This window comes from Lacticaseibacillus salsurivasis (assembly GCF_036246225.1).
GTDB classification, from domain to species: Bacteria; Bacillota; Bacilli; order Lactobacillales; family Lactobacillaceae; genus Lacticaseibacillus; species Lacticaseibacillus salsurivasis.
On sequence record NZ_BTTP01000001.1, the window covers coordinates 191,472 to 204,560 of the forward strand.

Annotated in this window: 15 protein-coding genes; 14 read left to right on the plus strand and 1 reads right to left on the minus strand. The window is 54.9% G+C overall.

The window, feature by feature from the left end; translation table 11 throughout:
- The first annotated feature begins 5 nt into the window (after window positions 1-5).
- The 3 genes from AAA927_RS01030 (at window position 6) to glmS (ending at window position 4,464) form a co-directional block, all read left to right on the plus strand.
- Window positions 6-1,037, plus strand: coding sequence for a CdaR family protein (locus AAA927_RS01030; RefSeq protein ID WP_338215329.1), 1,032 nt, complete (start codon window positions 6-8; stop codon window positions 1,035-1,037).
- Window positions 1,038-1,076: 39 nt separating this feature from the next.
- Window positions 1,077-2,438, plus strand: coding sequence for a phosphoglucosamine mutase (gene glmM, locus AAA927_RS01035; protein ID WP_125580864.1), 1,362 nt, complete (start codon window positions 1,077-1,079; stop codon window positions 2,436-2,438).
- A 220-nt stretch (window positions 2,439-2,658) separates the two neighbouring features.
- The gene (glmS, locus tag AAA927_RS01040; protein ID WP_338214861.1) at window positions 2,659-4,464 is read left to right on the plus strand and encodes a glutamine--fructose-6-phosphate transaminase (isomerizing); all 1,806 of its coding nucleotides are present in this window, start codon (window positions 2,659-2,661) and stop codon (window positions 4,462-4,464) included.
- A gap of 102 nt (window positions 4,465-4,566) precedes the next feature.
- Here the strand turns inward: glmS and AAA927_RS01045 are convergent, their stop codons facing one another.
- Window positions 4,567-6,372 (minus strand): M3 family oligoendopeptidase, encoded by a 1,806-nt coding sequence (locus AAA927_RS01045; protein ID WP_338214862.1) that lies wholly within the window; start codon window positions 6,370-6,372, stop codon window positions 4,567-4,569.
- A gap of 83 nt (window positions 6,373-6,455) precedes the next feature.
- On the opposite strand from AAA927_RS01045, the gene AAA927_RS01050 reads away from it, so the two are divergent.
- The 11 genes from AAA927_RS01050 (at window position 6,456) to AAA927_RS01100 (ending at window position 13,079) form a co-directional block, all read left to right on the plus strand.
- A complete protein-coding gene (locus AAA927_RS01050) occupies window positions 6,456-6,941 on the plus strand; it encodes a VanZ family protein (protein WP_338214864.1) in 486 nt (161 codons plus the stop codon).
- Window positions 6,938-7,609, plus strand: coding sequence for a DUF6198 family protein (locus AAA927_RS01055; RefSeq protein ID WP_338214866.1), 672 nt, complete (start codon window positions 6,938-6,940; stop codon window positions 7,607-7,609). The genes AAA927_RS01050 and AAA927_RS01055 overlap by 4 nt, the downstream gene beginning before the upstream one ends.
- Before the next feature lie 94 nt (window positions 7,610-7,703).
- Complete coding sequence (locus tag AAA927_RS01060) at window positions 7,704-8,441, plus strand: YebC/PmpR family DNA-binding transcriptional regulator (protein WP_125580854.1); 738 nt, start codon at window positions 7,704-7,706, stop codon at window positions 8,439-8,441.
- Between the two features lie 86 nt (window positions 8,442-8,527).
- A complete protein-coding gene (locus tag AAA927_RS01065; protein ID WP_338214869.1) occupies window positions 8,528-9,370 on the plus strand; it encodes an ATPase, T2SS/T4P/T4SS family in 843 nt (280 codons plus the stop codon).
- 1 nt (window position 9,371) lies between these two features.
- Window positions 9,372-10,340: a type II secretion system F family protein gene (locus AAA927_RS01070; protein WP_338214871.1), complete on the plus strand. Its 969-nt coding sequence runs from the start codon at window positions 9,372-9,374 to the stop codon at window positions 10,338-10,340.
- A 1-nt stretch (window position 10,341) separates the two neighbouring features.
- Window positions 10,342-10,647 carry a prepilin-type N-terminal cleavage/methylation domain-containing protein gene (locus AAA927_RS01075; RefSeq protein WP_338214873.1) on the plus strand — a complete coding sequence of 102 codons (306 nt, stop codon included), beginning with the start codon at window positions 10,342-10,344 and terminating at the stop codon, window positions 10,645-10,647.
- Window positions 10,648-10,664: 17 nt separating this feature from the next.
- Entirely contained in the window at window positions 10,665-11,072 is a 408-nt protein-coding gene (locus AAA927_RS01080; protein WP_338214875.1) for a hypothetical protein, read from the plus strand.
- The gene (locus tag AAA927_RS01085; protein WP_338214877.1) at window positions 11,069-11,371 is read left to right on the plus strand and encodes a hypothetical protein; all 303 of its coding nucleotides are present in this window, start codon (window positions 11,069-11,071) and stop codon (window positions 11,369-11,371) included. Before AAA927_RS01080 ends, AAA927_RS01085 begins: the two co-directional genes overlap by 4 nt.
- Complete coding sequence (locus tag AAA927_RS01090; protein ID WP_338214879.1) at window positions 11,340-11,804, plus strand: hypothetical protein; 465 nt, start codon at window positions 11,340-11,342, stop codon at window positions 11,802-11,804. The genes AAA927_RS01085 and AAA927_RS01090 overlap by 32 nt, the downstream gene beginning before the upstream one ends.
- The gene (locus AAA927_RS01095) at window positions 11,788-11,970 is read left to right on the plus strand and encodes a hypothetical protein (RefSeq protein WP_338214881.1); all 183 of its coding nucleotides are present in this window, start codon (window positions 11,788-11,790) and stop codon (window positions 11,968-11,970) included. Before AAA927_RS01090 ends, AAA927_RS01095 begins: the two co-directional genes overlap by 17 nt.
- Window positions 11,971-12,068: 98 nt before the next feature.
- Window positions 12,069-13,079 (plus strand): class I SAM-dependent methyltransferase, encoded by a 1,011-nt coding sequence (locus tag AAA927_RS01100; protein ID WP_338214883.1) that lies wholly within the window; start codon window positions 12,069-12,071, stop codon window positions 13,077-13,079.
- The last annotated feature ends 10 nt before the right edge of the window (window positions 13,080-13,089 follow it).

The window sequence follows — 13,089 nt, forward strand, 5'->3', positions numbered from 1 at the left end:
TCAAATTGAATCAAATTTGGGATAGCAAATGGTTTTATTGCCTCCTGGCGCTGATTTTAGCAGTAGCGTTGTTCGCTTATGTGAACATGGAAGACCTGAACCGCAATCGTAATAGTGGCAACAACGATACGGCCATTACCGCCACCACCAGTCGTTCCCTCAAGGTGCCGCTGGAACTCAAAGCTGACACAGACAAGTACTTCATCACCGGTTATCCGCAGCATGTGACGGTGGACGTCGAAGGCAGCAGTAGCCTGGTCACGGTCACGGCGAACACCTTAAACTTCCGCGTCGTGGCTGACTTGAGTGGGCTGGGCGTGGGGACACACACGGTCACCTTGAAGCAGCAAGGACTCAATAAAGATTTGACCTATGCCATCAAGCCCAAAACCATCAAGGTCACGATTCAGGATCGCAAGTCCAAGCGGATGCCGATTCAAGTGAAGTACAATCATGACTCGCTGGCGCCTGGCTACAGTGCCGGCGACCCGACGTTGAGCAGCGAAACCGTCGATGTCACCGGCGGTAAAGGCGAAATCAATCGGGTTTATCAAGTGGTGGCCAATGTGGTGATGAGCCGCAACACGAAAACGACCATCGATCAGGAAGTCTTGCTGCAAGCCTTAGCCGAAGACGGAAGCACGTTGAATGTGGTGCTTTCGCCAGCCACGGTGCATGTGCGGCTGCCGATTACGTTGCCAAGCAAAAAGTTGCCAGTAACGGTGAAGCAAAGCGGCACTGGCATTCGCGGCCAGAGCTACAGCTTTAAGACCAGTGCCGACACGGTCACGGTGTATGGCAGTTCGGCAGTGCTTAAGAAGTTGGACAGTGTCACCATTCCGGTGGATATCTCCAAACTGACGCAAACCACCACGCAAACTGTGCGCCTGACGGATGTGGTGGATGGCATTGTCTCCAGTGATCCCAAGACCGTTAAGGTGACCATCAACATGACCACCGATGCCGCGGCGGCGGCAGGAGAGACCAGCAGTAGTGCTGAAACCAGCAGTAGTAGTAGCAGTTCGAGCAACGATTAAGCCAATTTGCAATCTAAAAACAGAAACGAGGAAATTTTCATGACGAAGTATTTTGGTACCGATGGGGTGCGGGGCATTGCTAATCAGGAATTAACGCCAGAGCTGGCGTTTCGCCTAGGTCGCTGCGGAGGGTATGTGCTGACGCAGCATGCCAAAGATGCCGCCAAAAAGCCGTTGGTGTTGGTCGCTCGCGATACCCGGGCCTCTGGTGAAATGCTGGCGGAGTCGCTGATTTCTGGCCTGCTATCCGTCGGGATTGAAGTCTTGTCCCTTGGCGTCATCACCACGCCAGCCGTGGCTTACTTAATCAAGGTGCAAAGTGCCGATGCTGGCATTCAGATTTCCGCCAGTCACAACCCGGCAGCTGACAATGGCATCAAGTTCTTCGGACCAGATGGCTACAAGCTGTCTGATGCTACCGAAGAAGAAATTGAAGCGTTGCTGGATGCCCCAGAAGACACCTTGCCACGCCCAGCGGCAGAAGGCTTGGGCCGAGTGAATGATTATCCAGAAGGCGCTTTAAAGTACACCCAGTTCTTGGAACAGACCTTATCCGACGACTTGACTGGCCTCCATGTGTGCCTCGACGCCGCTAACGGCGCCACCAGCAATTTGGTCGCGCGCTTGTTTGCGGACTTGGATACCGAGTTCGATACTATGGCCACCCATCCAGATGGCCTGAACATCAACAAAAACGTGGGTTCCACCCATCCAGAAGCTTTAGCCAAGTTTGTGGTGGAAAAAGGCGCCCAGGCCGGCTTAGCCTTTGATGGCGATGGCGATCGCTGCATTGCCGTGGATGAAAAGGGTCAAATTGTTGATGGCGACAAGATCATGTTCATTTTGGGCAACTACATGAAAGAACATGGCCGCCTGAAGCAAGATACTGTGGTGACCACCGTGATGAGCAATCTGGGCATGTACAAGGCGCTGGAAGCAAACGGCATGAAGTCGGTGCAGACCGCGGTGGGCGACCGGCATGTATCCGAAGAAATGCGCGCCCATGGCTACAACATCGGCGGTGAGCAATCCGGCCATGTCATTTTGTTTGACTATCACAACACTGGGGATGGCATGCTGACCGGAATTCAGCTGCTGAATGTGATGAAGCAAACTGGTAAACCACTTTCCGAATTGGCCGCCCCAGTGCAGACCTATCCGCAAAAACTGGTCAATGTCAAAGTGGCCGACAAGAACAACTGGCAAAGTTACCCGGCCATTCAAGCCGCCATTGATACCGTGGAAAAAGAAATGGCCGGCGACGGCCGTGTCTTGGTTCGCCCTTCCGGCACCGAACCGCTGCTGCGGGTGATGGCGGAAGCCAAAACGGAAGCTTTGGTCAACCAGTACGTGGATCAAATCGTTGCCGTCGTTGAAGAACAAATGGGGGCTAACGCCTAATCGTTGCATGAACGTCATGGCTTCGGCGATGACGTTTTTTTATACCAAAAATGAAACCGGTTTCGTTGAAATTGACATATACCAATATTATTAAGAATATCTATACCACTATGTATTTTTCGTTGACAAGGACTAATCACGGCGCTATATTTGAAATCGTTAACGGCATACCAATATCAATTAATGATGTATACCAATAAAATATAGAGGACGTGGCAATATGTGTGGAATCGTTGGCGTCATAGGGCGCGAAGATGCAAGTACGGTGTTACTGCATGGCTTGAGCAAGTTGGAATATCGCGGTTATGATTCAGCTGGCTTGTATGTGAATGGCGCCGGCCAAGATTACCTCGTCAAACGCGTCGGCCGCATTCAGGCGCTTAAGGACGCAGTTGGGCCTGAGGTGCAAGGGACAATGGGCATCGGGCATACCCGCTGGGCGACCAACGGCGAGCCCACGGTGGCCAATGCGCACCCGCACCAGTCAGCAGATGGTCGGTTCTACCTGGTACACAATGGCGTGATTACCAACGCCGCCAAGCTGAAGCAAACCTACCTGCAAAACGTGACGCTAGCGAGTCAAACCGATACCGAAGTGGTGGTGCAACTGATCGCGTTGTTCGCCCAGGAAGGGCTTTCTGCCAAGGCCGCCTTACGTAAAACCTTGAGCTTGCTGGAAGGCTCCTACGCCTTTGCGCTCGCTGACCGCACGGCGCCAGATATTTTGTACGCGGCAAAGAAACAAAGCCCGCTGCTGGTGGGTCTGGGCAATGGCTTCAATGTGATTGCTTCCGATGCCATGGCGATGATCGATCAAACCCATCAGTTCCTCGAATTGAATGATGGGGAACTGGTGACCTTAACCGCGCAGGCGGTGACCATTGAAGATGCCGCCGGCACGCCAGTGAAGCGTGACCCAATTACGATTGAATTGGATGCCCAAGATACGGAAAAAGGCGCTTTTCCTTACTACATGCTCAAGGAAGTCAGTGAACAGCCAACAGTGATGCGGCGGTTGCTCAAGCGCTACACCAAGGGAGCCTCGCTGCAGTTTGATGCCAAGCTGTTGGCGGCGCTAAAGGATGCCGACCAACTCTACATTGTCGCCGCCGGCACCAGCTATCATGCCGGACTGGTAGGCCAAGCACTGTTCGAACAGTTGGCTGGCGTGCGCACCACGGCGTTTCTGGCTTCTGAGTTTGCTTATCATCAGCCGTTGCTCAGTCAAAAACCGTTTTTCATTTTCCTGACGCAAAGCGGCGAAACCGCTGATTTACGGCAAGTACTGGTGCAAATTAACGCCAAGGGTTTGCCGAGTTTGACCATGACCAATGTGCTGACGGCCACGCTGGCGCGAGAAGCCACCTTTGCCTTAGATTTGGCGGCGGGGCCGGAAATCGCTGTGGCCTCGACCAAAGCCTACACGGCACAGGTCGCCTTGGAGGCCCTGCTGGCCAAAGCTTTAGGGGAAGCCAAAGGTCAATCGGCGGCCAAGGCCTTTGACGTCGAACATGAGCTGAGTTTAGCCGCAACTGGCCAGCAAGCCCTGATTGATCAGCAAAATGTGATTCATGAGCTGGCCAAGGAAATGTTTGCCACCACGCGCAATGCCTTTTTCATTGGTCGTGGCACGGATTATTACGTTAGCTTGGAATCAGCCTTGAAGCTCAAAGAAATCTCCTATGTGCAAGCAGAAGGCTTTGCCGCCGGAGAGCTTAAACATGGCACGATTGCTTTGATTGAACCGGGCACGCCGGTGGTGGCCATCATTACCGATCCCACCACAGCGGCTCGCACCCGCAGCAACGCCGAGGAAGTGGAAGCCCGCGGCGGCAAGGTGCTGCGCATCGTGGCAGAATCATTGGCTGAACCTGGCGATGACTTGATTGTCCCGGCGCTGAACCCGCTGTTGTCGCCGCTTTTGACAATTGTCCCAGCGCAGCTACTGGCGTATTACACCAGTTTGGATCGCGGCTACGATGTGGATCGGCCCCGCAACTTGGCCAAATCTGTGACTGTAGAATAAGGCAGTCCACCCAAAAGCGGGTTTAGGCCAAACCAAATAAGCACGTCTGTCAAACCCCAGTTAGGATTGGCAGGCGTGCTTTTTGCTGATTCAGGTTAAGTTTTAGGCCAAAAACGGCTGGCTTAAATCGATAAAGGTTTGCGCATCTTTGGCGGCCAGGTCAATGCCTTGCTGCCAGAAATCCGGCTTGGTCAAGTCGACGCCGAGGTGCTTTTGCGCCAGGGCTTCGGTGGTCATGTTGGCCGTGTCCTTGAGCAAAGCAATGTAATTGTCTTCGAAGTTCCCGCCTTGGGTTTGGGCCTTGGCGTAAATGCCGCTGGAGAACAGGTAGCCAAAGGTGTATGGGAAGTTGTAGAACGGCACATCATCGATGAAGAAGTGCAGTTTGTCCGCCCAGTACATCGGATCATAGCTGCTCAAGGCGCCGGCATAGGCTTTAGCCTGCGCTTCTTGCATCAAGCTTTGCAGTTGTGCCACCGTCACTGTGCCTTCGGTGCGGGCATCGTAGAAGCTGCGTTCGAACAAGTAGCGCGCGTGGATGTTCAGCAGCATCGCCAGCGGATTGCTCATTTTGGCATCGAGTAAGTTCAGGCGTTCTTCCACGCTGGTGGCTTGCTTGACCGTGGCATCGGCGATGATCAGCTCGGCGAAAGTCGAGGCGGTTTCGGCGACGTTCATGGCGTATTCCCGGCGCATCCGCGGGTAGTCCTTGAGAATGCTGGCATGGAAGGCATGGCCGAGTTCATGAGCGATGGTGGACACACCGGCAGCGGAGCCATCAAAGGTCATGAAAATGCGACTTTCTTTGACGTCAGGCACTTCGGTCATGTAGCCGCCGGCAATTTTACCAGGGCGATCTTCAGCTTCGATCCAGCCATTTTCAAAGGCATGCTGCGCAAAATCTGCCATTTTCGGGGAAAACTTGCGGAAGTTGGTGATGATAAAGGTCGCCGCTTCATCGAAGGTGTAGGTTTTCGGCTGGTAACCACCCAGCGCTACTGGGGCCCATTGATCATGCCACGGCATTTGCGGTTTGCCGATCAGGCGCGCCTTTTGGTCCAGATACTGGGTGAACGGGGCCTTGTTCGCACTGACGGTGGCCCACATTTGATCCACCGTGGCTTGCTGCATGCGGTTAAGCTGCAACGGCACATGCATATAGTCGTCAAAATGATGAGCGCGGTAATTAGCAAGCCGGAAGCCGGTCAAGTGATTGAGGGTGTCGGCAAAAGGCTGGGCATGCTGGGTCCAAGTGTTTTCCCAAGTGTTGAAGACGGCTTCGCGGTGGGCTGGCTCGGGATCGCCTTCGAACCGGTTTTGGGCCTGCCCCGCCGATAAGCTGAGGCTTTCACCATCCAGGGTGACGTCAAAATGCAGATCAGCGGATAAGGTGTCGTAATGGTCGCTCCAGCCGTGGAAGCCATCAATGGCCAACTGGTTGATAAGTGATTCCGTCGCATCGTCTAACAGTTCTTGCCCTTGCTCACGCTGTTCCGTGAGGCCAAAGGCACTGGGGGCGATGGTAGGCACCGCAAGCAAAGCCTTGAAATCAGCTTCGGTCATCGCCACCAATTTCTTGGTGAGGGCGTTGTTGGCCGCGGTGAGCGCAGTGGCCAACTGAGCGACTTGGTTGCTGACCACGCCGGCCTGGGCGTTTTTCGTATCGGCAGAGTGAATCATGTTGGCAAACGTGCCCACGGTGCCGAGGCCATTTTCGACGTCTTCTAGCAAGGCAAATAGAGTCTGGAACGCAGTGAAGCCTGCATCTTCAGTCGGCTGCCACGCGGCAATCTGGGTGTTTAAGGCGGGCAATTTTGTCGCGACATCAGCCAGCCGGGCTTTGAGCTGCGGCGAATCGATGCCGCCGGGGAAAATGTTGTCGAGCTGCCAGTTCAGGGGATAGGTCATGGGAAAACCTCCTTATAATTTTCCTCATTATACCGCTGGCTTATGGCGTGTGCTATGCTAGCGAAAGGAAATGAGGGGATCGCGTGCGCCGCAGAGGTTGGTTGATCGTTGCCGGAATCTTAATTGTCTTATTCATCAGTTCAAGCATGACTTACCGTCAGCAGTCCCTAGTGCCGTGGCTAACCCAGTTGCTTGGCCATCATGGGCCGAAGTGGCTGGCCGGAGTCGATTTTTGGTGGGCTGATCAGCACATCAGCACTCAAGTGAAAGGGCCAGCGGTGGTGATTGAATTCTTCTTGCGGAAGTTGGCGCATTTTGGCACCTACCTGGTACTTGGGGCGGGGCTGGCCGTGGCGCTGCGCAAAGCGGTGACCCCGACCTGGCTGCGCGCTGGGTTGCTGTTTTTTGCCTGTACCGGGCTGGCGGCCTTCGATGAATTTCATCAAGGCTTCACGCCTGGCCGCTCGCCGTTGTTCCAAGATGTGATGTTGGACGCAGCCGGGGCGGCCGTGGGCATTATGATGACCGTAGCCATTCAGGCCGTGCAGACAAGGAGGCGGCGAGGATGAAGAGCAAAGATGACGCGCCGCTGCGCTCGCGGCAATTAATCGGATATTTTGTGTTTTCGATTTTACTGAATGGCTTTGGCAATGGCTTAACCGTCGCGATGAATCTAGGCTCGGCGCTGTGGACGGCTTCAGCGGTGAACCTGGCCCATGCCTTGCACTTAACGCTACTGACGGTGCTGCTGGCCGAAGGAGTCGCGGTGGTGCTATTTAACGCCTTGGTGCTGCGGTGCTTGGAATGGCGGCGGATTGCGGGCAACTTTATTTTTATGATTCCGTTTTCGTTTTTGGTGTCGTGGTTTGCCCGCTTGATTGGCATGACCCCGTTAGTCGCGTTACCACTGATTTGGCGAGTGGCTTTGGATTTGTTCGGCATTGTGTGCACTGGGGTGGCGGTGTCGATTTATCAGCGGCTGAATGTGATGCTGCATCCCAACGATGACTTGATGCAGATTTTGCGGTTTCACTTTTTGCATGGCAACGCTGCCCTGGCGCAGCCGGTTTCTTACATCCCGCCGATTACGTTGATTCTCATCTGCGTCTTGGCGACCCGGCAGGCGTATGCTTTGAATATTGGTACTTTGTTTTCTCTGGTGGCGCAAGGGGCGATTGTCGGTCTGGCCGATCGCTTTGTGTTTCCGCAGCTCAAGCATCGGCATTTAGTCGTGTAAGCGCTGGCGGTTAGTGATTGAACCGGCAAGCGTTTTTTGCTATACTCTATAGCGTTTATGTGCATATTACATTCATTCGAAAAGAGGGTTTACGATGTCAGGACATTCCAAATGGCACAACATCCAGGGCCGTAAAAACGCTCAGGACGCCAAGCGCGGCAAAATTTTCCAGAAAATCTCCCGTGAGCTTTTCATGGCAGCAAAGCAAGGTGGTTCTGACCCCAACAACAACCCTTCGCTTCGGTTAGTCATGGATAAAGCACGCGCTGCCAACATGCCTAAGGACAACGTGAAACGTGCCTTAGATAAAGCGGATGGCGGCGATGCGACGCGTTATGATGAAGTGACCTATGAAGGTTATGGGCCAGCCGGCATCGCGATTTTGGTCGAAGCCTTGACCGATAACAAGAACCGGACATCTTCCGACGTGCGGGTAGCAATCACACGCCATGGTGGGACTATGGCGACGGCTGGGGCTGTTTCTTACATGTTCGACCGGCGCGGTTATTTCGTGATCGACCGTGAAGGGCTCGATGTGGATGAGGACCAAATGCTTGAAGCGGTCCTTGAAGCCGGGGCCGAAGATTTGCAAACGTCTGACGACGAATTCGAAATTTACACCGATCCTAAGGACTTTACTGAAGTCCGGGATTCATTGGAAGAACAAGGCTTCCACTTCACCACCTCTGAATTGACCATGGTGCCACAAAACACCGTGCCGATTCCAGAAGAAAAGCTTGAAACCTTCCAAAACTTGATTGATGCGCTTGAAGATAATGATGACGTGCAAAACGTCTACACTTCCGCGCAATGGCCTGACGACGCTGAATAAGCGGCGGCCGGTTGCCCTGAGCTGAACTTCAGCTCAGGGCTTTTTTGATGCGCCGCTTTGCGAAATATCTATGCGAGGTGGTCAAAATGGATGCGGCACTGCTTGAAATCTTCCGTCAGGCCAAAGCACAGCAAGCGAGCGATGTTTATTTGCTGCCCAAACCTGATGGCCTGGCGGTTATGCTCCGCGTGCCCAGTGGTCCGAGGTTGCTGAAGATTGTGGCCGCAGCCCAGGGCCGTAATTGGATCAATGCCTTGAAATACGACGCCGGGATGAACGTGTCGGAAACGCGGCGCGTCCAGTTGGGGGCGGTGACGGTGCCGAGCTTACAGCTAACGTTGCGGCTGAGCACGGTGGCCGATTTTCAGGCCCAAGAGACCTTGGTGGCGCGGCTGATATACGGCGTGCCGCGATTGGATGCCTGGAGTCAGCCAGTGGTGACGCAACTCTTGGCTGCGCTGCAGCATACCGGCATGCTGGTGCTTTGCGGCCCCACCGGCAGCGGCAAAACAACGCTGTTGTATCAAATTGCCACTGAACTGGCGGCGACGCAGATGGTGATGACCATCGAAGATCCCGTGGAAATTTGGCAGCCGACTTTTTTGCAATTGCAGGTCAATCCCGAGGCGGCAATGAGCTATGCGGCTTTGCTCAAAGCCGCGCTGCGCCACCGGCCTGATGTGTTGGTGATTGGCGAAATTCGGGATTTAGAAACAGCCACGATTGCTTGTGAGGCGGCCATCAGCGGCCACACGGTGTTGACAACGGTGCATGCCAATCGTGCCGACTTGGTCTGGCTACGACTACAATCACTTGGCGTCGCGCCCCAGCTGGTCGCAGCCGCAGTGCAAGTCGCTGCGGCGGTGAAATTGGCCTTCACGCCAGTCGTGCATCCTGAGGTGACGCTGGCAGTGGGACAGGAGGGATGACATGACGCGCAGAAAGATTCCGCTGACGGTGCAGGTGGCAGTCTGCTCCCAGTTGCGCCAGCTCTTGATGGCCGGTTTTTCGTTGCGCGTGGCACTGACCATCATTGGGTTAAATTTTCCCGGGTATCAACCGCACTGGCTGCAGCTCACCGCCAAGTTGGCAGCGGGGGCGCCGTTGGCCGAAGGAGCGGCGATGATTGGTTTTCATTCGGTGATTGTGCAGCAACTGACGCTGGCCACTGGGCATGGCGATTTGGCCGGCGCACTGGGCGCCGCCAGCCAATTCATGCAGGTTCAAACCCAAAGTCGCCGTAAACTACAACTACTGCTCTTGTATCCGGCGGTGTTGATTGGGCTGCTGGTGGTGCTGCAAGTGGGGTTAATGATTGGCGTGCTGCCCTTGTTAAGCTCACGCCCGTCGCCACTGTTGGCCGAAGAAGCCCTGGGTCTCGCCGGGGTGGCAGTGTTTGGCAGCCTCATGGGCTGGCGGTTTCACCAGGCCGCGGCCCCCAAAAGAGCGCAGTGGCTCCTGGGCCTGCCAGTCGTGCGCGTGGCGGCCACGCAGTATTATCAATATCTTTTTACTAGCGGCTTAGCGCAATTTCTGGCGGCTGGCTTGACCTTGCCAGATTATCTTCGCCAGCTGAGTCAGTTAGCGACCAGCCCGCTGCATGCGACTGCTGAGGCGGTGCAAACGGCCTTGGCCCAAGGCGCCAAGGCGAGCGCGGCCCTTCAGCAGCCGCTGATTGAGCCAGCCGTGGCGGAATTGATGAGCCTAGGTCAGTCCGAAAAAGTGGTAGCGGAAGGGATGCGGGTGTTTGCCGCCCAGCGCCTGCAGGCTTTTGAAGCGACCTTGACGCGCTGGCTGGCAGTGGTGCAGCCGGTGATGTTTTTGTTGATTGGTGGTCAAATCGTCCTGATGTATCGTGAACTGCTACTGCCGCTGTATGGCGGTTTGGGAGGTTACTGACATGAAAAAACGGCGCCGGGCTTTTACCTTGATTGAAGTGCTTGCTGCTTTGGGGCTGATTATTGTGCTGACCTTGACCTTGGTGGTGACCATCAAAACCCAAGTTGATCAGGCTAACGCTCGGCAGTTGCAAAGCATGGTGGCCACCGTCAATGCCCAAATCGAGATTGCTTACAGCCAGACGGGCCGCAATGAGGCTGATTTTGCCACCGCCGCTAGTTTGGTGAAGGCGGGTATCATCACCCAAAAACAAGTCGAGCAACTCAGCGCGGCCAGCTATCAGCCGCATGCCTTTGCCGCGCCATGACCCGGCGAGCGTTCACCTTGATGGAAGTGTTGGCCGCGTTAACAGTCACTATCTTGCTGGCCGCCGGCAGTCTGGTGGTAGGTCGGCAGTTGCTGGCGCATCAGCAGGAGGAAGTGTTTCTGCGCGCCGTGGCGGTCAATTGGACGACCCTGCGCCGGCGAGTGGATGAAACCGGCCAAACCGGCAAGTTGACCGTGACTGCAGATGCTTTGAGTTATAGCCTCGCTGATGTCCGCTTTGCTTACCTGCGGGTGCCAGCCAGCATGGCATTGACCGCTGGTGTCGGTGTGATCACGTATAGCAGTGCCGGCGCTTTTTCTAGCGTGACAGCGATTAAATTGATTCGCGGTAATGGCCGCTTAGTGACGCTCAGTTTTCAAATGCAGTGGGGGTTGTTCCGGCAGAAAGAAGAGGCAAGCAAATGACACGGCGTGGCAGTGTGCTAGCGGAGCATTTGGCTGCCATTGCCGTGGTGGCCATGGTGGTGTTGTGGGTGGTGTTGGTGCAAACAGCCTACCAAACCCAGGTTGCTCAGGTGCAACGCGCGCTGGAAGCACGCTACGCGGCCAGGGTGGCGCTTCAACTGCTTGCGCCAGGTGAAACCGGTAGTCAAAGCATCAGCGTTGGGCAGCATACTTGGCAGGTGACCGTCACTAACGGCGGCGTGGAGGCGCTTGAAGGAGGCCAGCGGTTTGCGTTCACATTCGGCAACGACGATGACTGAAGTGGTGATGGCTTTGGGCCTGATGGCGAGTCTGGCGTTGTGGTGGCGCCCGCTCTTTCAACTGACGGTGGCCGCACCACCAGCGGCGGACTTGGATTATTATCAAGCCGCCGCTGCCATTGAGCGGTATGTGAGCGAAAGTGAAATCCTGACGGTGACGGCGAGCCAACTCAAGGTCAAACATGTGGGGCCGCGAACGCAACCGGAGCAAATCCGGATTTTAGAGCGGCTGGCCTCTTCAGTCGATGGCCGTGATTACTTACAGTTTTCCGCTTCAGGCACCAACGGCAGTGAGAAAGGATACAGCCCTTTGCTGTACGGCGCCTTGCAGATCCGGTTCACCTTATTGCGCCCCGGCGTGGTGCAGTACCAACTGACCATGCTAAATGGCAGCCAGTACACGGGGGTGGCGGTCGATGCGACGGCGGGGTAGTGCGTTGCTCTCCGCGTTAGCGCTGCTGGCGCTGGCAACGCTGGTAGGAGCAGGGAGTTTGTATCAGATTTCGGTGTGGCATGCCGATTATGTGGCCCAATTAGCCAAAGAGGATCAAGCCATGCGTGAAGCCTTTAATCAATGGAAAAGGCTTCCATTGCCGTAAACGCGGCGCTTAGTGGCGATTGCTTGCTCATTTATTTGCTTGAATAACCCTTTAAGCACCGGTAGAATGGTTCTGTACGACTAAGGGGGTCCACAGGCGTGGCAAATGAGCACATGGAATCGTTATATTCGGCCTTAGACCAGGCCGCGACTTTGCTGCACAAGCAAGTCAAAACCAGTTTTGTTGAGGCGGCCACTGAAGCCGGCGAAGACTTACAAACTGGTATGATCAATCATCAAGATGGCGTGCCCGATGCCGACGCCACGGCTAAGTTGGAGGCCTTATTCGCGCCACTGGATTTGAGCACGTTTTCGGCTGAAGAATGCCGCCAAGCGCTGCAGCTACTGCTGGTGAAGGCCATTACGATTGATGGGGTGGAGCCGAACAAACAGGTGACACCTGATGCGATGGCCGAGCTGGCCACCTTTATCGCCACGGTGTTCATCAAGGCGCAAAAAGAAACTGTCAAGGTCGCCGACTTGGCAGTGGGCTCAGGCAACTTGCTGTTTGCTGCCATGAATCAGCTGGCGGCGGCGCTGAAGGTCAAGGTGCAAGGCGTGGGCGTGGATAACGACGATACCTTGCTGGCTTTTGTTGGGATGAGTAGTGCGCTCCAGCAACTGGATGTATCGCTTTATCATCAGGATGCTTTGGGCCCGCTAGTGGTCCAGGATGCTGATCTAGTGGTGTCTGATCTGCCGGTGGGCTATTATCCGCTGGATGACCGGGCCAAGCAGTTCGAAACGGCTGCGCCTAAAGGCCATTCATATGCGCACCATTTGCTGATTGAGCAAAGTCTGCGCGCCTTGAAGCCTGGCGGGTTAGGTCTATTCTTTGTGCCAAGCAGTGTCTTTCAATCCGATGAGGCCAAGAGCTTGACCGCCTGGTTAACGCGTTCGGTTCATTTTCAAGGGCTTTTGAACCTACCGCAAAACTTGTTTGCCGATAGCAAAGCCCAAAAGTCATTGTTGATTTTGCAAAACCCTGGTCCCAAGACGCATCAGGTCAAACAAGTGCTGCTAGGCGCGTTCCCAGCCTTGACCGACCAAGCGGCTTTTCGCCAGTTCATCGCTTCGGTTCATGATTGGGCCAAGCAAAATTTAGCGTAGGAGATGTCAA

Coding starts and splice junctions, on each gene's coding strand:
- glmM (WP_125580864.1), top strand. CDS start 1,077: ATGACGAAGTATTTTGGTACCGATGGGGTGCGGGGCATTGCTAATCAG.
- glmS (WP_338214861.1), top strand. CDS start 2,659: ATGTGTGGAATCGTTGGCGTCATAGGGCGCGAAGATGCAAGTACGGTG.
- AAA927_RS01045 (WP_338214862.1), bottom strand. CDS start 6,372: ATGACCTATCCCCTGAACTGGCAGCTCGACAACATTTTCCCCGGCGGC.
- AAA927_RS01055 (WP_338214866.1), top strand. CDS start 6,938: ATGAAGAGCAAAGATGACGCGCCGCTGCGCTCGCGGCAATTAATCGGA.
- AAA927_RS01060 (WP_125580854.1), top strand. CDS start 7,704: ATGTCAGGACATTCCAAATGGCACAACATCCAGGGCCGTAAAAACGCT.
- AAA927_RS01065 (WP_338214869.1), top strand. CDS start 8,528: ATGGATGCGGCACTGCTTGAAATCTTCCGTCAGGCCAAAGCACAGCAA.
- AAA927_RS01070 (WP_338214871.1), top strand. CDS start 9,372: ATGACGCGCAGAAAGATTCCGCTGACGGTGCAGGTGGCAGTCTGCTCC.
- AAA927_RS01075 (WP_338214873.1), top strand. CDS start 10,342: ATGAAAAAACGGCGCCGGGCTTTTACCTTGATTGAAGTGCTTGCTGCT.
- AAA927_RS01085 (WP_338214877.1), top strand. CDS start 11,069: ATGACACGGCGTGGCAGTGTGCTAGCGGAGCATTTGGCTGCCATTGCC.
- AAA927_RS01095 (WP_338214881.1), top strand. CDS start 11,788: ATGCGACGGCGGGGTAGTGCGTTGCTCTCCGCGTTAGCGCTGCTGGCG.